Raw genomic sequence first — 18245 nt, forward strand, 5'->3', positions numbered from 1 at the left:
GAGAGCCGGGTCTTTCCGTGACATATGCATCCCTGCCGCTTGCCCTGACACAGGGAGATCCAGCCGGTATCGGCCCCGACATCGCCATCACCGCCTGGGCTAAGCGCCGGGAGAACGGCGTGCCGCCCTTCATCTTCATCGGCGACCCCGATGTGGTGGCGAGCCGTGCGGCGCTGATCGGCGTGCCGGTCAATATCGAGACCTGCGAAGCGGGTGATGCCGTAGGCCTGTTCGAGCGCGCTTTCCCCATCCTCTCCCTTCCTGTCGGCTTCGAAGTGCAGGCGGGTCAGCCGCATGTCGGCGCGGCGCACGCGACGATCAAGGCCATCGAGACGGCCGTTTCGTTGACGGTCGAGGGCAAGGCTGCGGCCGTCGTCACCAATCCGATCGCGAAATCGGTGCTTTATGAGGCGGGTTTCGGCTTTCCCGGTCATACGGAATTTCTGGCCGATCTCGCCCTGCGCCAGACCGGCGAGCAAGTCCTCCCGGTCATGATGATTGCCGGCCCCAAGGTCCGTGTCGTCCCGGTGACGATCCATATCCCCGTGAAAGACGTGCCGGCCGCTCTCACCGAAGAGCTGATCGTCACGACCTGCCGGATCATCGATGCCGATCTTCGGCAGAAATTCGGCATCGAGGCGCCGCGTCTGGCGGTTGCCGGCCTCAACCCGCACGCGGGTGAAGATGGTGCACTCGGCACCGAGGATCGCGATATCGTCCACCCGGCGACCATGCGGTTGCGGAAGGACGGGATCGATGCCTTCGGCCCCCTGCCCGCCGACACCATGTTCCACGATGCCGCCCGCAAGCGTTATGACGTGGCGGTGTGCATGTATCACGATCAGGCGCTCATTCCGGCCAAGGCGCTCGGCTTTGACGATTCCGTCAACGTCACGCTCGGCCTGCCCTTCATCCGCACCTCGCCCGACCATGGCACCGCCTTCGGCATTGCCGGCCAGGGCATAGCCAATGAGGCGAGCCTTGTGGCGGCGCTGAAGATGGCGGCGGACATTTCCCTCCGCAGCCGGGCCAACGCATAATGGCGGCCATCGACGGACTGCCGCCGCTGCGCGATGTCATCCAGCGCCACGGGCTCGATGCGAAGAAATCGCTCGGCCAGAACTTCCTGTTCGACCTCAACCTCACCCAGAAGATCGCCAGAACGGCAGGGCCGCTCGAAGGCGTGACGGTGATCGAGGTCGGCCCCGGTCCCGGCGGCCTCACCCGCGCCATTCTTTCGCTCGGGGCAAAAAAGGTCATAGCCGTCGAACGCGACAGCCGCTGCCTGCCGGCGCTGGCGGAAATCGAAGCGCATTATCCCGGGCGGCTCGAAGTCATCGAGGGCGACGCCCTCAAGACCGATTTCGAGGCGCTGGTTCCCGCCGGCGAACCGGTGCGGATCATCGCCAACCTGCCCTACAATGTCGGCACGCAATTGCTGGTCAACTGGCTGCTGCCGAAACAATGGCCGCCCTTCTGGCTCTCCATGACGCTGATGTTCCAGAAGGAAGTCGGCCAGCGCATCGTGGCCGAAGAAGGCGATAACCATTATGGCCGGCTGGGCGTTCTCGCCGGCTGGCGCACGGTTTCCGAAATGGCCTTCGACGTTCCGCCACAGGCCTTCAGCCCCCCGCCGAAGGTAACCTCCACCGTCGTGCACCTGTTGCCGAAGGACAAGCCGCTGCCCTGCGATGTCACAAAGCTTGAAAAGGTGACGGAAGCCGCCTTCGGCCAGCGCCGCAAGATGCTGCGCCAGAGCGTGAAAAGCCTTGGCGGCGAAACGCTTCTGGAAAGAGCGGGGATCGATCCCACGCGGCGAGCGGAAACGCTGTCGGTGGAGGAGTTCGTCACTTTGGCGAACTGCCTGTAAATCCGTCGTGTAATGTGCCATTCCGAGCGGCGGGACACGGGTTCGTGGAGACTGCCAAGAAAGGAACAAGCGCGTGGAGAGTGCCGGTTTTCACTACAAGCTCGACATTCCCGCCGAAACGCCCGACTGCGCGGTTGTCTTGCTGCATGGATCGGGGCGAAGGGAAGACGATCTCATTTCTTTTGGCCGCGCCGTCTTTCCCAAGAGCGTTCTATATGCTCCGAGAGGCACTGTTCCCTGGGAGAATGGATTCGCGTTTTTCCGCCGAAAGCCCGACAGACAGCTTGATATTGACGACCTCAAACATCGAGCGACCAGCCTCTGCCAGTTCATCGACTTTGTGTTTCATGAGACCGGGCAGAGACCCCTTCTCGTTGGATATTCGAACGGCGCGATCATAGCGGCTGAAACCATATGCCTGAATCGGAATCTGTCGAGGGGAGCCATTCTGCTTCGCCCGCTTTCTCCAAGAACGCATCAGGCCCTCCCAAACCTCTCAGGATACCCCATACTTCTGCTCGCCGGCGCCTACGACGAACGGCGTCACCCCACCGATGCGCCGCATTTGGCCAACCAACTGGCATCGGCCGGTGCGGATGTTGTTCTGCAGACAGTTGAGACGGGCCACGGCTGGGCTGAAGACGCCGCAGACGAGTGGCTATCTCGCCAATGGGCGGCAAGTGAGCCTATGGCCCAGAGAACAGCAGCGACTCCCATCGGTTAGCCGAACGTTTTGGAACAGGGCGAGGCCGAGAACTAAACCCAGTTTTCAACTCGCAAACCGGGCATCCGGACAAACTCGCGCATATTATTGGTTACGACGATCAGCCCCTCGCTACGGGCGTGACCACCAATCTGCATATCATGAACGCCGCATGGCGTTCCAGCCTTGGCAAGTTCGGCCCTGATCTGGCCGTAATGTGCGGCGCCTTTGTCGGCGAAAGGCAGAACGTCCAAACGCGCAGTAAAATTTTCAATGGCGTTGATGTTTTCCTGGCGCCGGATGGATTTTTCAGCACCATAATAAAGCTCGCCAAGTGTAATGCTCGAAATACACAGTTGATCTGCCAGAGCGTTGAATTTCTCCCGCAGCTCCGGAGGATAAGTCCTCATCACATAGATACATATATTGGTGTCGAGCATATATGTGAGCATCAGAAGGGCTCGCGCTCATCCAATGCAGGCTCTTCGCGAACGGAAAGAAAATCATCCGTTGCACGAGGGCCAGTCAGAAAAAGGTCATCCCAGCGCTTTCCCTGCGGCACTATAACACGCGCGAGACCGATTTTCAGAACATCGACCTTATGCACGTCATCAGGAAAAGCCACGGCCTTCGGTAGCCTTACAGCTTGACTGCGATTGCTTATAAAAACCGTTGACGTAGCCATTGTCAGAGCCTCGTATATCCTGCCGGGATATACATAACATCTAACCGCTTCGATTTCAAGATTTTGGGGCCGGTAGCCAGACGCTACCTTCCATCAAAGCTTCGGCTCTTCCTCGAGCAACGCCCGTACGAAATCGAACATGCCGTGGCGGCGGTCGCGGCGGACGCGTTCGGCCTTCACGATTGCTTCGACGGCCTCGAAGGCGGCCTGCAGGTCGTCATTGAGGATGACATAGTCATAGTCGCGCCAGTGCTCGATCTCGGCACGGGAATTGAGGAGCCGGGTCTTGATGACCTCTTCGGTGTCCTCGGCGCGGCGATGCAGGCGCGATTGAAGTTCAGTCATGGTCGGCGGCAGGATGAAGATCGAAACGACATCCGCCTTCATCTTGTCCTGAAGCTGCTCGGCGCCCTGCCAGTCGATATCGAACAGCATGTCGCGGCCCGCAGCCATGGCATCTTCCACCGGTCCACGCGGGGTGCCGTAAAAATTGCCGTGAACTTCAGCCCATTCCAGCAGCGCATCGCTATCGCGCAGGCGCTCGAATTCACGCGTGGAAATGAAATGGTAGTGAATGCCGTCAATCTCGCTCTGGCGGCGCGGGCGCGTCGTGACGCTGACGGACAGGCCGATATTCTTGTCCTTGTCGAGCAGGTTGCGCGCAATCGTCGATTTGCCCGCGCCGGATGGCGAAGAAATCACCAGCATCAACCCTCTGCGGGCAATCGTGACGGGAGAATTATTCACCGGGACCATGGGTCTACTCCAGATTTTGGACCTGCTCGCGGAACTGGTCGATCACCACTTTCAGCTCTATGCCTGCTGCGGTTACCGCACTGGCGTTCGATTTGGAACAGATTGTATTCGACTCGCGGTTAAATTCCTGTGCAAGAAAATCGAGCTTGCGTCCTACCGGCCCGCCATTGGCCAAAAGCTCCCGCGACGCCTGAACATGGGCGTGCAGCCGGTCGATCTCTTCGCGCAGATCCGCCTTGGTGGCGAGCAGCGCCGCCTCGGCATGCAGCCGGTCACGGTCGAGACCATGCAAGCCGTCGCCGATGAGGGCGATCTGCTGTGCGAGCCGTGCCGCGATCTGTTCCGGCTGGCGGGAAGGATCGTTTTCAATAACGTCCGCGAGCTGCTCGATCCGGTTGACATGACCGGACAGGATCGCAAACAGCGACGCCCCTTCCCGTTCGCGCATATCCTTCAGCTTCTCGACGGCGGCAGCGAAGCCGGCAAGCACATCGCCGTTGCGCGCGGCCTGCGCCTCCGCGTCATCTTCCGCCTCGCGAAAATCGACGAGTCCGCGCAGCGTGAGCAGCGTGTCGAAGCTCAGCGGCTTGTCTTCCACGACATCGCCAAGCTCCTTCTTCAGGGCCAGAACAGCTGCCAGAGCATCGCGGTTGATCACCGCCTCCAGCCGGTTTTCCGCAATCGCCAGCGTCAGACCCGCCTGGATATTGCCGCGGGAAAGATGCTCGCCCGCGATTTCGCGCAGGGCCGTTTCCAGCGCTTCAAGACCGGTCGGCAGACGCAGGCGCACATCGAGCCCCTTACCGTTCACCGAGCGCAATTCCCACGCCCAGCGGTAACGGCCGGAGGTTCCTTCGCTGCGTGCGAAGCCGGTCATCGATTGCAATGTCATATCTGGAAGCCCCCCGTCATGCTGTGCAAAACCGGGCCCGTGCGGATCGCAGGGCCCGGTCAGGATTGTCAATTGTTGGCCGGCTTTTCCGCCTCGGCCCCACCCGGCTGGCCATCCACGACAACATCGGGATTGGCGCCGGAGGCCGCCTTTTCGGCCTCTATCTTGCGCCAGCGGCGCACATTGGCGTTATGCTCTTCAAGCGTCTTCGCAAACACATGGCCGCCGGTGCCATCGGCAACGAAATAAAGGTCATCCGTGCGCCATGGATTGGCCACGGCCTCAAGCGCCGCCCGGCCCGGATTGGCGATGGGCGACGGCGGCAGGCCCTTGATGACATAGGTGTTGAACGGCGTCTGCTTCTGCAGGTCCGACTGGTAGATCGGACGGTCCGACGGTTTGCCATCGCCACCGAACAGGCCGTAGATGATCGTCGGGTCGGATTGCAGGCGCATGCCCTTCTTCAGACGGTTGTAGAACACCGAAGCAACATGGGCGCGCTCGTCATCCTTGCCGGTTTCCTTCTCGACGATAGAGGCAAGCGTCACGAATTCCTCGACGGTCTTGATCGGCAGATCGGGATCGCGCCGTTCCCAGATCATGTCGATCAGCTTGTCCTGCGCCGCACTCATCTGGTTGATGATTTCTTCGCGCTTGGTGCCGCGCGTGAAGCGGTAGGTATCGGGGCGCAGGCTGCCTTCCGGCGGCAGGGCCGAGGGCAATTCGCCGTCCAGCACTTCGTCTGCTCCAAGGCGCGCGAACATCTGCTTCACGGTCAGGCCTTCCGGCAACGACACCGAATAAAGGATCGACTTGCCGGACTCCAGCAGCATCATGATGTCCTTCATCGATGCGCCGGCCTTGATCTCATATTCGCCGGCCTTCAGCGTCTGGTCCATTTGCAGATAGCTGCCGGTCATCAGGCGGAAGACACGGGCGTTGGAGATGACCTCGTTACGCTCGAGATTATTGGCGATCTCAATGATGCCGGCGCCGTTGCGCACCGTGAAATGCGTGTTCGTCTGGAGCGGACCGGGCTCCTGAAATGCATCGATCATGTAATAGAAAGCGGCAATGGCCAGCACACAGACGGCAACCGCGAGCGTCATCAGAAAATTCAGAAAGATCACAAGCTGGCCGTGGGCCTTGCGGGAGCGCTTGGGCGGAGCCGGCACTTTCTCCGGCCGCAGTGCTTCCGTCGGGGATTTCGGAATGATCGGGCCGCGATTGCCTTCGCCCGTGCCGTTTTGTCCGTATGGTCCCTGGCTGTTCTGGTTCGTGTCGCTCACCGTCGGTCCTTTTCAGTTCGGCGTTGTCAGCGCTTTTTGCGCAGGTAATGCGGCAAAAACAGGTTCGGAATGTCTTCCTGCACCACATAGAGATATCGTGAAGCCTTGCTATTCCGCTTCACGAACATCGTTTCGGACAAAGCCGATGGAGGAAGCAGCCTGCGGCCGGAAATTACCCCGAACCGGCAAACGCTTCCCATAAACGACTACAATATCGGCGCGAAAACCGGAATGGCCTTCGCAAGCCGCAATGCGTTCTTCAAAGGAAAGAACGTCCTTTGTCAGCACCCGGTGGGAGGGCGCCAGCGGCGGCAGAGCCGCCGCCGCAATTATGCTTCGTAACGACGCAGCACGAGGGAGGCGTTGGTGCCGCCGAAGCCGAAGGAGTTCGAGAGCGCCACGTCGACCTGCCGCTTGCGCGCCTTGTGCGGCACGAGATCGATCTTCGTCTCCACATCGGGATTGTCGAGGTTCAGTGTCGGCGGAACGATGTTATCGCGGATCGCAAGCGTCGCGAAGATTGCCTCGATAGCGCCAGCCGCACCGAGAAGATGGCCGGTGGCCGACTTGGTGGAAGACATGGAAATCTTCGAAGCCGATTCGCCGACAAGCCGCTCGACCGCGCCAAGCTCGATCGTATCGGCCATGGTCGAGGTGCCATGGGCGTTGATGTAGTCGATATCGTCAGGCGTGAGACCTGCACGCTTCAGCGCCATCGACATGCAGCGATAGGCGCCTTCACCGTCCTCGGACGGTGCGGTGATGTGATAGGCATCGCCCGAAAGGCCGTAACCGACGACTTCCGCATAAATCTTCGCACCGCGCGCCTTGGCATGTTCCAGCTCTTCCAGAACGACGATGCCCGCACCTTCGCCCATGACGAAACCATCGCGGTCGCGGTCATAGGGGCGCGAGGCCTTTTCCGGATTGTCATTGTGCTGGGTGGAGAGCGCCTTGCAGGCGGCGAAGCCGGCAAGCGCGATGCGGCAGACCGGCGATTCGGCGCCACCGGCGACCATGACGTCGGCATCGCCGAGCGCGATCAGACGGGCGGCGTCGCCAATGGCGTGTGCGCCGGTCGAGCAGGCCGTCACCACGGCATGGTTCGGTCCGCGCAGCTTGTGGCGGATGGAAACCTGGCCGGAAACGAGGTTGATCAGGCGGCCGGGAATGAAGAATGGAGAAATGCGCCGCGGGCCCTTGTCGCGCAGCGTATAGCCCGCCTCGACAATGCCCTCAAGGCCGCCGATGCCGGAGCCGATCAGAACGCCGGTCGCGATCTGGTCCTCGTCCGTTTCCGGATGCCAGTCCGCGTCGGCAAGCGCCATGTCGGCGGCAGCCATGCCGTACAGGATGAAAGGATCGATCTTGCGCTGTTCCTTGGGTTCCATCCAGTCGTCGGCATTGAAGGTGCCGTTGGAACCATCGCCCACGGGAATACGGCAGGCGATCTTTGCGGGCAAGTCCTCGACTTCGAATTCAGTCACGAGACGGGCGCCGTTCTGGCCGGCCAGCAGCCGCTCCCAGGTCACTTCCGTCCCACATCCAAGAGGAGATACCATGCCGGTACCGGTGATAACGACACGCCTCATCGCCAATGCTCCGCCCTTATCCAAATCATCGGTCTTCATGCAACGCCGGACATCAGGAGATGTTCATCGGATGCTGCAGTATTTCAAATCTCAGCATGACGGTTGTGGGCGCCGTTTCCGGGCCCGTGACCCCATGCATTGCCCGGAACACGCACCGTCAGGGGCATGTTACCGTCTGCCTATAAAACATTGGCCCGGACGAGCCGGGCCAAGGACGGGAGGATATTGCACCTCCCCCATCAAGGTCGATCAGGCCTGGGCCTTCTCGATGAACTTTACGGCGTCGCCGACGGTCAGGATCGAGTCAGCTGCGTCGTCGGGGATTTCAACGCCGAATTCTTCTTCGAAAGCCATGACCAGTTCAACGGTGTCGAGCGAATCAGCGCCCAGATCGTCAATGAAGCTGGCGCCTTCAACAACCTTGTCGGCGTCAACGCCAAGATGATCAATTACAATTTTCTTTACGCGTTCTGCGATATCGCTCATGTCGGTTTCCTCGACCTTTATTTTGAAGGGAATGCCTTGCGGCACCCTGCCCTGTTAGAAGCCCTCGTGCGCCGTTCAAATCCGGCACCGCTGGCAAACCCGTTCAACCCGGTCCAAGCTAGACATCGTCACGCAAAATCGCAACGGCTTCCTGTCTCTCCGGGACGACTGTTCACAGTCTTGGCCCGCTTAACATGGTTTCAATCGGTCGAAAAGCCTGAAAACGCGCTAAGCACAGCGTATGACAGGCAATTTCGCCGAAAACCAGTCGGCGGGGCCTTGCGGCGCCAGCTACCCAAGAAGGTGCCTAAACAGCGCCGCAATCCTTTTATGACGGTCACAAGTGCCGTCAGATCATCGCCATGCCGCCATTGACGTGCAGGGTCTGGCCGGTCATGTAGCCCGCCTCGTTGGAGGCGAGGTAAAGAACGGCCGAGGCGACCTCAGCACCGGTTCCCATGCGTTTCATGGGAATGGCGCCCATGATGGCGTCTTTCTGCTTGTCGTTCAGCTTGCCGGTCATGGCGCTTTCGATAAAGCCCGGCGCCACGCAGTTGACGGTGACGTTGCGGGTGGCGATTTCCTGGGCCAGCGACTTCGAAAAACCGATCATGCCGGCCTTGGAGGCGCAATAGTTGGCCTGGCCGGGGTTACCGGTGACGCCGACGATGGAGGTAATGTTGATGATGCGGCCGAAACGGCGGCGCATCATCGGATGCGTCAGCTCGCGCGTCAGGCGGAACATCGCCGTCAGGTTCACTTCAATGACGTTGTCCCAGTCCTCGTCGCTCATGCGCACAAAGAGGCCGTCCTTGGTGATACCGGCATTGTTGACGAGGATATCGACGCCTTCCAGCTCGGCTTCGGCCTTTTCGCCGAGCGCCTTGACCTCGGCGCGGTCGGCAAGGTTCGCCGGGAAAATCTTGACGCGTTCGCCAAGTTCCGCCGCCAGCGCTTCGAGCTTTTCAACGCGGGTGCCGTGCAGGCCAACGGTTGCGCCCTGGCTGTGCAGAAGGCGGGCGATTTCTTCGCCGATGCCGCCGGTCGCGCCGGTTACGAGAGCCTTGCGGCCTGTCAGATCAAACATGTCCTATTCCTTCTTTAGAGCTTCGGACTGAAAATGTTCAGCGCAGTTGCGCCCGATGAATGCGGCAGCCGGAGTATCCCGTCTCAGCCGATGAGGGTGGCAAGAAGCTGGTCGATATCGGCAGCACCGTTGACGGCAACGCCGTTCACCGTCTTGTCGATGCGGCGGGCAAGGCCCGTCAGCACCTTGCCGGAGCCGATCTCGTAAAGCTGCGTGACATTGTTGGCGGCGAACCATTCCACCGTCTCGCGCCAGCGCACCTGACCCGTCACCTGCTCGACCAGCAGGGCGGCGATCTCATTGGCATCGGAAACGGGGGCGGCGCGCACATTGGCGATAACCGGCACGACCGGGTTGTGCTTTTCGACGGCCGCCAGCGCCTCGCGCATGGCTTCCGCCGCCGGCGCCATCAGCGCGGAGTGGAAGGGGGCGGAAACCGGCAGCATGATGGCGCGCTTGGCGCCCTTTTCGGAAGCGATCGCCGCAGCCTTTTCGACAGCGGCCTTGCCGCCGGAGATGACGAGCTGACCGCCGCCATTGTCGTTGGCGATCTGGCAGACGCCGAGAATGGCCGCCTCTTCGCAGATTGCCGAAACGGCGTCATGCTCAAGCCCGATGATCGCCGCCATGGCGCCCTCGCCCACCGGCACGGCGGCCTGCATGGCGTTGCCGCGGATGCGCAGAAGACGGGCGGTATCGGCAACCGAGAAGGTGCCGGCGGCACAGAGCGCCGAATATTCGCCGAGCGAGTGGCCCGCGACATAAGAAACCGTATCGGACAGTTTGAAACCGCGCGCTTCGAGAACCCGCATGACCGCCATGGACACCGCCATGAGGGCCGGCTGGGCGTTGGCAGTCAGCGTCAGCGTCTCTTCCGGGCCGTTCCACATGATATCTGAAAGCTTCTGGTCGAGCGCCTCGTCGACTTCCTGAAACACGGCGCGCGCTTCCGGATAGGTATCCGCCAGCTCCTTGCCCATGCCGACGGCCTGGCTTCCCTGTCCGGGAAATGTGAATGCAATACCCATGGGATGTCGTCCTTCTTGTCTGGCCTTGCCTTTATTCTTTCGGACTTCCATTCACATTCCCGCCAGCGAAGTCAAGGCTTGAAGCCCCATGGCAGGCCCATGTCAGGGGTTTTGCCGTCCTGTTTTCCCCTTTCTTTTCATCATATTTTTTCTTGCACTGCGGCAATTCCCCATTACTTTCACACCACCTTCCAAACTATCTGGCCAAGCACCGGGACATTTCCATGAAACAGAGACTATTGGGCCGCACGGATATTTCCGTGTCTGAAATTTGCCTCGGCACGATGACGTGGGGCACGCAGAACACCGAAGCCGATGCGCATGCGCAGATGGATTACGCCGTCGAAAACGGCGTCAATTTCTTCGATACGGCAGAACTTTACCCCACCACCCCCGTTTCCGCCGAGACCCAGGGCCGAACGGAAGACTATATCGGCACATGGTTCGAAAAGACCGGCAAGCGCGATCAGGTCGTGCTCGCCACCAAGGTTGCCGGTTCGGGACGAGATTATATTCGCGGCGGCCGCGACATCGACGCCGCCGCCATCCGCGAAGCTGTGGATACCAGCCTCAAGCGCCTGAAGACGGATTACATCGACCTCTACCAGATTCACTGGCCGAACCGCGGCACCTATCATTTCCGCGGCGTCTGGAGCTTCGATGCTTCCGGTCAGGAAAAGCAGCGCACGCTCGCCGAAATCACCGAAAAGCTCGAAACGCTCGGCGAACTGGTGAAGGCCGGCAAGATCCGCGCCATCGGCCTTTCCAACGAGAGCGCCTGGGGCACCCAGAAATATATCGACATCGCCGAGGCCAACGGCCTGCCGCGCGTCGCCACGATCCAGAACGAATATAACCTGCTCTACCGCAGCTTCGATCTCGACATGGCGGAAGTCGCCCATCACGAGGATGTCGGCCTGCTCGCCTATTCGCCGCTGGCGGCAGGTCTTCTGACCGGCAAATACCAGAACGGCGCGCGCCCGGCGGGATCGCGCGGCACCATCAACAGAGACCTCGGCGGCCGCCTGCAGCCGCTCCAGGAAGCGCCGGTCAAGGCCTATCTGGAGCTTGCCGCGCAGCATGGAATCGATCCTGCAAAGCTCGCCATCGCCTTCTGCCTGACACGTCCCTTCATGGCCTCGGCCATCATCGGCGCAACGACGATGGAACAGTTGAAGGTGGATATTGCGGCTGCGGATGTGACGCTGTCGGACGAGGTACTAAAAGCGATTGCGGCGATCCATCGCCAATATCCGATGGCGATCTGACGGCTCTACGGCGCGCTTTTTCACCGCTTGCCCTTGCATTCCGGGCAAAATTGCGTATAAGCGCGCTGTTCACAACACCCGGTCCAATTGGCTGGTGGCTGAACGGAGGGCTGGTTCCGGTAACGGAACAGCAGGAACCATAAGGTTTTTCCGGCCTCCCGTGTCTCCGCTCTCGACCGTCTCGAACAACGCTTTTCTTGCTTTAAGGCCTCGTGCCTTTTCAGGAGCAGTCGTTGAGGCTTAGCGCCGTTGCCGGGTGAAGGACGAAACGCAAGAAAGGCAAAGCTTAAATGGCTCTTTACGAACACATCTTCCTTGCCCGGCAGGATATTTCTGCCCAGCAGGTCGACGCACTTGTCGAGCAGTACAAGGGCGTTATCGAATCGTTCGGCGGCAAAGTCGGACGCATCGAGAACTGGGGTCTGAAGTCCCTCACCTACCGCATCAAGAAGAACCGCAAGGCTCACTACGCTCTCATGGACATCGACGCTCCGGCGGCTGCCATCCATGAAGTTGAGCGCCAGATGCGCATCAACGAAGACGTTCTTCGCTACATGACCATCGCCGTCGAAGCCCACGAAGAAGGCCCGTCCGCGATGATGCAGAAGCGCGACCGTGACGACCGTCCGCGCCGCGATGGCGACCGTCCGGACCGTGGCCCGCGTGAAGATCGTGGCCCCCGCGCACCGCGCGAAGGTGGCTTCGGCGACCGCGAAGACCGTCCGCGCCGTCCGCGCGAAGACCGTGCATAAGAAGGAGTTTTGACCAATGGCTGACGCATCCTCTTCCCAGGCACGCCGCCCGTTCCACCGCCGTCGCAAGACGTGCCCCTTCTCCGGCGCAAACGCTCCGAAGATCGACTACAAGGACGTTCGTCTCCTGCAGCGCTACATTTCCGAGCGCGGCAAGATCGTTCCGTCCCGCATCACGGCCGTTTCCCAGAAGAAGCAGCGCGAACTCGCCCAAGCGATCAAGCGCGCCCGTTTCCTCGGCCTGCTGCCCTACGTCGTAGCGTAATACACTAAACGAAGACCCTCTGGTCCCAAACCAGAGGGTCCTCATCCTTCCGCGTTGGGCGCGGATCGATACCATAAAACCCATGTTGGGGATGAGGCTCCACGGAGCGATCCTCTAACTGCTTTCGTTTCAGCAGGACAGCGAAGTGCAAAAGTTGAACCAGACAGTGCTGATCACCGGCGTTCTCGCCGGCATATGCGCCGCGTTTTTGACGCTTGGCGCAACGGCACAGTCGTCCTTTTCCTTCCTGCTCTATGCCGGTTCCGCCATGCCGATCCTGATCGCAGGCATGGGCTGGGGCAATCGCGCCGCCATCGTCGCAATCATCACCACGGCCATCATCGGCGCACTTGTCATGTCGCCGCTGTTTGCGCTGACCATCGCGATCTTCACGCTGATCCCGGCGGGCTGGCTTTCGCATCTCGCCAATCTGGCGCGCCCGGCTTCCGAACTCGGCGGCCCGGACGATCTGCTCGCCTGGTATCCGCTCTCCGGCATCGTCCTGCACCTGTGCATTCTGGTCTCCATCGCCGTCGTCATTCTCGGCTGGATGATCGGTTACGGTCCCGATCTGGTCGCCCGCATGGTCGATATCATGATGACCTCGGTGCAGAACCGTGAGCCGCTGTTCGAACCCAATGCCGAGGCGCTCGCCCAGACGAAATCGCTGCTGGTGCTGATGCTGCCGATCGTTCAGGGCGGCCTGTGGGTCATCCTGCTGTTTGCGGCCTATTATTTCGCGACCCGGCTGGTCGGCTCCTTCGGCAAGGGCCTTCGCCCGCGTGAGGATATCGCTTCCGCGCTGCGCATGCACCGTAACGCCATCTTCATTTTTCTGGCCGGCATCGTCGCCATGTTCCTCGGCGGCGTCGCGGCCATGGTCGGCGCGGTCATTTGCGGCACCTTCGGCGCGGGCTTCCTGATGGCGGGTTACGCCTCGCTGCACAAACGCGCCCGCGGCAAGGACTGGCGTCTGCCGGTTCTCATTCTCGCTTATCTCTCGGCGGTCTTTGTCTTTCCGCTGTTCATCATTCTCGTGTTCGGCCTGAGCGACGTGCGCAGCACGATCTCTCTTACTCCGACGCGGAAAACCGACAATACGAACGAAACCAAACCATAGAAAGGATCAAGAAGATGGACGTCATTCTTCTCGAACGCATCAACAAGCTCGGCCAGATGGGCGAAACCGTAAAGGTTCGCGACGGCTACGCCCGTAACTTCCTGCTGCCGCAGGGCAAGGCGCTGCGCGCCAACGCTGCCAACAAGGCACGTTTCGAAACCGAGCGCGCAACGCTCGAAGCCCGTAACCTCGAGCGCAAGTCGGAAGCCCAGAAGGTTGCCGAGGCTCTCGAAGGCAAGTCCTTCATCGTCGTCCGTTCGGCTGGCGAAACCGGTCAGCTCTACGGCTCTGTCGCCGCTCGCGACGTCGTTGAAATCCTCGGCGCAGAAGGCTTCAACATCGGCCGTAACCAGGTTGAACTGAACACGCCGATCAAGACCATCGGCCTGCACAACGTTACCCTTCACCTGCATGCCGAAGTCGAGCTGCAGGTCGAGCTGAACGTTGCCCGTTCGGCTGAAGAAGCAGAGCGTCAGGCCAAGGGCGAAAGCCTCACCTCCGCCGACGCCATCTACGGCGTTGACGAAGACGCGCTGCGTCCGGAAGACTTCTTCGATCCGGAAGCCGATCGCGACGGCGACGACGAATAAGGTTTGGCTTAACGGTCAAAGGAAAACCCCGGATGGAGACATCCGGGGTTTTTTGGTTTTCGGTTAGGTCGAATGTGTGGAGGGATACCCCCCTCTGCCCTGCCGGGCATCTCCCCCACAAGGAGGGAGATCAGCAGGGCGATCCCACATCGCTACAGCCGCAACGTTGAGGTTGTCGAGCGCAAGCCACGATTCGATCTCCCCCCTTGTGGGGGAGATGTCCGGCAGGACAGAGGGGGGTGTCCCGCAGCAAATTCGGCGTAATACTACTTCGCCGCCGTCTCCGCCCCCTCCGGCGCCACGCTCTTGTCCACATGCACCACCACCGACATGCCGGGCGACAGATCCGCGGCGAGCGGCTGATCGGCATCGATGGCGATACGCACGCCGAGGCGCTGGGCGATCTTCACGAAATTGCCCGTCGCATTGTCCGGCTTGATGACGGCGAATTCCGAGCCGGTGGCGGGCGAGAACCGCTCCACATGGCCGGTAAGCTTGCGGCGATGCAGGGCATCCACGGCGATCGTCACCGGCTGGCCGACCTGCATGCCCGCAAGCTGGGTTTCCTTGAAATTGGCGATGACCCAGACATCATGCAGCACGACGGCCATCAGCTGCGTTCCGGCGGTGACATATTGTCCGGTGCGAACGCCGACTTCGCCGAGCCTGCCATCCACGGGCGCGTGGATTTCGGTATTGGCAAGGTCGATCCGGGCAAGCTCGACGGCCGCTTCAGCATTGGCGACGGCCGCCTGCAGCGAACTGCGGTTGACGATGATGGTTTGCAGATCCTGCCGCGAAACTTCAAGCGCCGCCTTGGCCTGCGAAAGCGACGCCCGCGCCTTTTCGAGCGCGGCATGGGCCTCTTCCTGAAGGCTGGAGGTTCCCGCACCGCTCTTGATGAGGTTATCCTGACGGTCGGATGCGAGCTGCGCCTGTTTCAGCGAGGCCTGCGCGCTGTCGACCGCCGCCTGGCTGGAAAGAATATTGGCATTGGCCGCATTTTCCTGCTGGCGGGAATTATCGAGAGCCGCCTTCTGCGTATCGAGCGTTGCTTCCGCCTGCGCCTGCTTCTGGCGGTAGATGCGGTCATCGATCTTCGCCAGCAGCGCGCCTTGGCTGACCTCCTGATAATCCTTCACCGGCACGTCCACCACATAGCCGCTCACCTGCGGGCTCATCGTCGTGACATAACCGCGCACGAAGGCGTTGTCGGTCATTTCGACGGTGGAAAGGAACGGCGGCAGCCGCCAGGCGTAAAGCACCAGCGCCACGCCGGCGAGACCGCCGAGCAGCACGAGAATGGAAACGGGGGTAAAAAACTTCTTCAGCATTTTGTCACTCTTGGAATGTTCAAGACTGTGGTGCCGGTGCGGCATCGATTTCTTCCCGGAAAAGGAAAGGACGGATGCGCAGCCATGCAAGGTGGATCAAAAGCGTGGCCAGCGCCAGCGCAGAGACGACGGAGATCAGCAGGAACGTATCATTATAGGCAAGCACATAGGCCTCCTTGCTGACCTGCTGGCCAAGCAGCGACAGCCCCTCGGCCTTCAGCAATGCCGGATCGGTGATGACATGGCTGTAAGCGCCGGAAAGCTGCGAGACGCGCTGGGCGACCACGGGATTGGTGAGCAGAATATTTTCCACGAGAATATTGGAGTGGAATTTCTCCCGCAGCGTCACGAAACTGCCGAGCAGGCCGGTCATCAGCATCGATCCGGTGATCTGGGTAAACAGGAAGATGGTGATGAAATTCACCAGATAGGGCGCACCCCGGGCCAGAGCGGCGGCAAAACCCTTGGCCATGACGGGCGGCAGGAACATGGCCGCGCCAAAGGCAATCATCATCTGGCTGAGATACATCTCACCCGGCCGCGTCAGATTGTTGGACTGGCTATCCATGAACGAACCGGCAGCGATCAGCGCCAGTGCAATCATGTGGGCGGTATCGACGTATTTCGTGAGCATCAGCCACGCACAGGCCGCACCGCCGAGAACGGTCGCCAACAGCACAAGTGCATAAAGTGTCGTCGTCTGTTCGTTCAGCAGGCCGAGTTGCTGGTAAAAGCTTACCGCCGTTGAAGATTGCTCGGAGGAAACCGCACGGTAGACGAGCAGGACCGCAATAATGTGCAGGTTGGTTTTCGAGAAAATCCAGCGCAGGTCGAGCAGCGGGTTCTTGCGCGGCAATTCGATGAAAGCCATGAGAGTCAGAAGTGTGATCGACGTCGCCAGAAGAACGCCCAGCCACCAGGTTTCGAACCACCAGTAGAACCGGCCGAGCGTGAGCATGACCGCCAGACAGCCGAGACCACCTGCAAACAGAAGATAGCTCAGAATATCCATGCGCTCGATAACTTTCGCGCGCGGCGGTGGGGTGACTTTCAGCACATAGATCATGGCGAAAGCGACCAGCGCAAAGCCCACTTCCATGGAATAGAGCGCATTCCAGCCGTCGATTTCCAGCAGGGATGGCGAGACGATGCGCGCGAGCGGCGCCGACAGCAACGTACCGGTCAGCGCTATGCTGAAACCGAGCGAGAATTTCCGCGCAGGCGGAAAGGCCTCCAGAATATAGAGAAAGCCGAGCGAAGAGATCGGTGCGGCGGCCATGCCACTGACAAAACGGATAACGATTGCCGAATGCAGGTCTGTCACGAACAGGTTGAGACAGGAAGCGACGACAAACACGATAATCGAAACTTCGGCAAAGGGCCGCAGGCCATATTGCGCCCGGACCTTGAACAGCGCGATGGAAAAGGTGGCATAGGGCGCCATATAGGCGGCGGAAAGCCACGCGACCTCGGCCACGGTGGCGGAAAACTCGCCCTGCAGCTGGTAGATATTGGCCATGACGAGGTTCATGCCCAAGCCCTGGGTAATGAAGAACGACAGGCCCGCGAAGATGAAGCACAGCCGCAGCCATAGCGGCCGCTCGACCGGCTGAGGTGCGGCGGCGGCAGGCTCTGGCCCGGTTTCACCCGCGCCCGAAGCCCTCATCGGCGTCACAACCTCTTCCGGAAGGTCGGCGGGCTTGGAGACCGCCTCAGCATTTCGGGCAGCGGCCTCATCTGCGGTTTGTGGCACAGGGGTACTCACGACTGCACCCTCCCCGCCGCCAGATTTTGCAGATTGGCCGAAAGCCGGCGCATGACATCGAGCGCCATGGCCAGTTCCTGCGAAGAAATATCGGCCGCGATCTCGGAGCGCAACGACTTCGCCATCGCCTGCACCGTCTCGGAGGTTTTCTCCCCTTCCGCCGTCATGTGGATGCGTTTGGCGCGGCGGTCGTTCTCATCGGAACGGCGTTCAATGAGGTTCTGTTTCTCCATGCCATCCAGCACCCGCACCAGCGTCGGCGTTTCGATTTCCATTTCCTCGGCAAGCTCCGTCTGCGTCAGCGGTCCACGACGCGAGAGTGCAAAGAGCGCGCGCGCCCGTGCAAGCGTCAGCCCGCTCTCCCCCACCCGCGCATCGAAAAACGCGCGCAGTTTGCGGGTGAAAGCGGAGACTTCATCCAGAAGCTGTTCCTTGTCGGTCTCGCGGGACATGTCAGCAAGCCTTATAATTAGCACACTACTTATTTTCTGCCTATTTATTCGTAAGACTGACGATTTTCAAGTTTCTTTCACGCCGGGTCTGCCATGCGATAAACTCATGGCAGCGAATCACCTTGCCGGAAGGATCCGGCGCCTTGTCCCCAACCCGCCTGTGGATTGCTGGGGACAACTGAAGAAGTGATCGAGCTTCGCAGAGCGGACGTCAGCCTGCCATAGAGTGTTGCAACATTATCATTGACTGCCATGCCCCAGGAAGCCAAACCCGAGGTTCAAGGACAAAGGCAAAGGGAGATCGCGCAAAC

General features: G+C 60.5%; 20 protein-coding genes. 8 read left to right on the top strand and 12 right to left on the bottom strand.

Annotated features, from left to right (window positions below):
* Window positions 1-17 precede the first annotated feature (17 nt).
* From pdxA to ACQZ5G_RS04475, 3 genes are all read left to right on the top strand, one after another.
* Window positions 18-1040: a 4-hydroxythreonine-4-phosphate dehydrogenase PdxA gene (pdxA, locus tag ACQZ5G_RS04465; RefSeq protein ID WP_448737561.1), complete on the top strand. Its 1023-nt coding sequence runs from the start codon at window positions 18-20 to the stop codon at window positions 1038-1040.
* A complete protein-coding gene (rsmA, locus tag ACQZ5G_RS04470; protein WP_448737560.1) occupies window positions 1040-1870 on the top strand; it encodes a 16S rRNA (adenine(1518)-N(6)/adenine(1519)-N(6))-dimethyltransferase RsmA in 831 nt (276 codons plus the stop codon). The genes pdxA and rsmA overlap by 1 nt, the downstream gene beginning before the upstream one ends.
* Window positions 1871-1943: 73 nt before the next feature.
* Window positions 1944-2594 carry an alpha/beta hydrolase gene (locus ACQZ5G_RS04475; RefSeq protein ID WP_448737559.1) on the top strand — a complete coding sequence of 217 codons (651 nt, stop codon included), beginning with the start codon at window positions 1944-1946 and terminating at the stop codon, window positions 2592-2594.
* Window positions 2595-2626: 32 nt separating this feature from the next.
* Here ACQZ5G_RS04475 and vapC read toward each other — a convergent pair whose 3' ends face one another.
* From vapC to fabD, 9 genes are all read right to left on the bottom strand, one after another.
* Window positions 2627-3025: a type II toxin-antitoxin system tRNA(fMet)-specific endonuclease VapC gene (gene vapC / locus ACQZ5G_RS04480; protein WP_003520736.1), complete on the bottom strand. Its 399-nt coding sequence runs from the start codon at window positions 3023-3025 to the stop codon at window positions 2627-2629.
* Window positions 3025-3258, bottom strand: coding sequence for a type II toxin-antitoxin system VapB family antitoxin (gene vapB / locus ACQZ5G_RS04485; protein ID WP_031233980.1), 234 nt, complete (start codon window positions 3256-3258; stop codon window positions 3025-3027). The genes vapC and vapB overlap by 1 nt, the downstream gene beginning before the upstream one ends.
* A 93-nt stretch (window positions 3259-3351) precedes the next feature.
* The gene (gmk, locus tag ACQZ5G_RS04490) at window positions 3352-4014 is read right to left on the bottom strand and encodes a guanylate kinase (RefSeq protein ID WP_080817281.1); all 663 of its coding nucleotides are present in this window, start codon (window positions 4012-4014) and stop codon (window positions 3352-3354) included.
* Between the two features lie 4 nt (window positions 4015-4018).
* The gene (locus ACQZ5G_RS04495; protein ID WP_448737558.1) at window positions 4019-4906 is read right to left on the bottom strand and encodes a YicC/YloC family endoribonuclease; all 888 of its coding nucleotides are present in this window, start codon (window positions 4904-4906) and stop codon (window positions 4019-4021) included.
* Between the two features lie 68 nt (window positions 4907-4974).
* The gene (gene mltG / locus ACQZ5G_RS04500) at window positions 4975-6195 is read right to left on the bottom strand and encodes an endolytic transglycosylase MltG (RefSeq protein ID WP_448737557.1); all 1221 of its coding nucleotides are present in this window, start codon (window positions 6193-6195) and stop codon (window positions 4975-4977) included.
* Window positions 6196-6524: 329 nt separating this feature from the next.
* Window positions 6525-7787 (bottom strand): beta-ketoacyl-ACP synthase II, encoded by a 1263-nt coding sequence (fabF, locus tag ACQZ5G_RS04505; RefSeq protein ID WP_003520727.1) that lies wholly within the window; start codon window positions 7785-7787, stop codon window positions 6525-6527.
* 249 nt (window positions 7788-8036) lie between these two features.
* A complete protein-coding gene (locus tag ACQZ5G_RS04510) occupies window positions 8037-8273 on the bottom strand; it encodes an acyl carrier protein (RefSeq protein WP_003502080.1) in 237 nt (78 codons plus the stop codon).
* A gap of 349 nt (window positions 8274-8622) precedes the next feature.
* Complete coding sequence (gene fabG, locus ACQZ5G_RS04515) at window positions 8623-9360, bottom strand: 3-oxoacyl-[acyl-carrier-protein] reductase (RefSeq protein ID WP_003520726.1); 738 nt, start codon at window positions 9358-9360, stop codon at window positions 8623-8625.
* A gap of 83 nt (window positions 9361-9443) precedes the next feature.
* Entirely contained in the window at window positions 9444-10388 is a 945-nt protein-coding gene (gene fabD / locus ACQZ5G_RS04520) for an ACP S-malonyltransferase (RefSeq protein ID WP_003520725.1), read from the bottom strand.
* A 224-nt stretch (window positions 10389-10612) separates the two neighbouring features.
* Between fabD and ACQZ5G_RS04525 the strand changes: the two genes are divergently transcribed.
* From ACQZ5G_RS04525 to rplI, 5 genes are all read left to right on the top strand, one after another.
* Complete coding sequence (locus tag ACQZ5G_RS04525; RefSeq protein WP_448737556.1) at window positions 10613-11656, top strand: aldo/keto reductase; 1044 nt, start codon at window positions 10613-10615, stop codon at window positions 11654-11656.
* Window positions 11657-11946: 290 nt separating this feature from the next.
* Window positions 11947-12408: a 30S ribosomal protein S6 gene (gene rpsF, locus ACQZ5G_RS04530; RefSeq protein ID WP_003520723.1), complete on the top strand. Its 462-nt coding sequence runs from the start codon at window positions 11947-11949 to the stop codon at window positions 12406-12408.
* Window positions 12409-12424: 16 nt separating this feature from the next.
* Window positions 12425-12673, top strand: coding sequence for a 30S ribosomal protein S18 (rpsR, locus tag ACQZ5G_RS04535; RefSeq protein ID WP_003502063.1), 249 nt, complete (start codon window positions 12425-12427; stop codon window positions 12671-12673).
* A 145-nt stretch (window positions 12674-12818) separates the two neighbouring features.
* Window positions 12819-13793, top strand: coding sequence for a DUF2232 domain-containing protein (locus ACQZ5G_RS04540; protein ID WP_080852341.1), 975 nt, complete (start codon window positions 12819-12821; stop codon window positions 13791-13793).
* 14 nt (window positions 13794-13807) lie between these two features.
* Window positions 13808-14383 (top strand): 50S ribosomal protein L9, encoded by a 576-nt coding sequence (rplI, locus tag ACQZ5G_RS04545; RefSeq protein WP_003520720.1) that lies wholly within the window; start codon window positions 13808-13810, stop codon window positions 14381-14383.
* A gap of 266 nt (window positions 14384-14649) precedes the next feature.
* Here rplI and ACQZ5G_RS04550 read toward each other — a convergent pair whose 3' ends face one another.
* From ACQZ5G_RS04550 to ACQZ5G_RS04560, 3 genes are read right to left on the bottom strand one after another with little or no spacing between them, the layout of a single operon-like run.
* Window positions 14650-15717: an HlyD family secretion protein gene (locus ACQZ5G_RS04550; protein ID WP_448737555.1), complete on the bottom strand. Its 1068-nt coding sequence runs from the start codon at window positions 15715-15717 to the stop codon at window positions 14650-14652.
* 19 nt (window positions 15718-15736) lie between these two features.
* Window positions 15737-17482: an MFS transporter gene (locus ACQZ5G_RS04555; protein WP_448737554.1), complete on the bottom strand. Its 1746-nt coding sequence runs from the start codon at window positions 17480-17482 to the stop codon at window positions 15737-15739.
* On the bottom strand, window positions 17479-17934 hold the full coding sequence (locus ACQZ5G_RS04560; RefSeq protein WP_080852347.1) for a MarR family winged helix-turn-helix transcriptional regulator: 456 nt from the start codon (window positions 17932-17934) through the stop codon (window positions 17479-17481). The genes ACQZ5G_RS04555 and ACQZ5G_RS04560 overlap by 4 nt, the downstream gene beginning before the upstream one ends.
* Between the last annotated feature and the right edge of the window lie 311 nt (window positions 17935-18245).

The organism is Agrobacterium sp. 22-214-1 (genome assembly GCF_053522465.1).

Bases quoted from the DNA above. Each gene is read 5' to 3' on its own strand.
- ACQZ5G_RS04510 (WP_003502080.1), bottom strand. From the start codon at position 8,273: ATGAGCGATATCGCAGAACGCGTAAAGAAAATTGTAATTGATCATCTT.
- ACQZ5G_RS04550 (WP_448737555.1), bottom strand. From the start codon at position 15,717: ATGCTGAAGAAGTTTTTTACCCCCGTTTCCATTCTCGTGCTGCTCGGC.
- ACQZ5G_RS04560 (WP_080852347.1), bottom strand. From the start codon at position 17,934: ATGTCCCGCGAGACCGACAAGGAACAGCTTCTGGATGAAGTCTCCGCT.
- rsmA (WP_448737560.1), top strand. From the start codon at position 1,040: ATGGCGGCCATCGACGGACTGCCGCCGCTGCGCGATGTCATCCAGCGC.
- ACQZ5G_RS04525 (WP_448737556.1), top strand. From the start codon at position 10,613: ATGAAACAGAGACTATTGGGCCGCACGGATATTTCCGTGTCTGAAATT.
- gmk (WP_080817281.1), bottom strand. From the start codon at position 4,014: ATGGTCCCGGTGAATAATTCTCCCGTCACGATTGCCCGCAGAGGGTTG.
- fabF (WP_003520727.1), bottom strand. From the start codon at position 7,787: ATGAGGCGTGTCGTTATCACCGGTACCGGCATGGTATCTCCTCTTGGA.
- rpsR (WP_003502063.1), top strand. From the start codon at position 12,425: ATGGCTGACGCATCCTCTTCCCAGGCACGCCGCCCGTTCCACCGCCGT.
- fabG (WP_003520726.1), bottom strand. From the start codon at position 9,360: ATGTTTGATCTGACAGGCCGCAAGGCTCTCGTAACCGGCGCGACCGGC.
- rpsF (WP_003520723.1), top strand. From the start codon at position 11,947: ATGGCTCTTTACGAACACATCTTCCTTGCCCGGCAGGATATTTCTGCC.
- vapC (WP_003520736.1), bottom strand. From the start codon at position 3,025: ATGCTCACATATATGCTCGACACCAATATATGTATCTATGTGATGAGG.
- vapB (WP_031233980.1), bottom strand. From the start codon at position 3,258: ATGGCTACGTCAACGGTTTTTATAAGCAATCGCAGTCAAGCTGTAAGG.
- fabD (WP_003520725.1), bottom strand. From the start codon at position 10,388: ATGGGTATTGCATTCACATTTCCCGGACAGGGAAGCCAGGCCGTCGGC.
- ACQZ5G_RS04495 (WP_448737558.1), bottom strand. From the start codon at position 4,906: ATGACATTGCAATCGATGACCGGCTTCGCACGCAGCGAAGGAACCTCC.
- rplI (WP_003520720.1), top strand. From the start codon at position 13,808: ATGGACGTCATTCTTCTCGAACGCATCAACAAGCTCGGCCAGATGGGC.